The organism is Enterobacter sp. RHBSTW-01064 (genome assembly GCF_014103035.1).
Classification (GTDB): Bacteria; Pseudomonadota; Gammaproteobacteria; order Enterobacterales; family Enterobacteriaceae; genus Enterobacter; species Enterobacter mori.
Window position 1 is genome coordinate 1 of sequence record NZ_JABXOU010000031.1, and the last position, 222, is coordinate 222.

Sequence of the window (222 nt, forward strand, 5' to 3'; positions counted from 1 at the left end):
GCTGGATATGGCGGTACCGGGCTCGCGGTATAAGCCGTCTGCACGGCAGTACAGCGGCAACACAACGCCCCCGGAATACGATGAGGGCGTGATGGTCAGGAAAGTCGATATCAGCGGCAAGCTGAGCGTGAAAGGGGTAAGTCTGAGCGCAGGCAAGGCGTTCAGGGGAGAACGGGTCGGGCTGAAGGAGATGCAGGAAGACGGCAGCTACGAGGTGTGGTG

1 pseudogene is annotated in these 222 nt (G+C 60.8%); it reads left to right on the forward strand.

What is annotated here, in order from left to right:
* Window positions 1-222: pseudogene (locus tag HV355_RS24000) on the forward strand (IS481 family transposase); the annotation flags it as partial.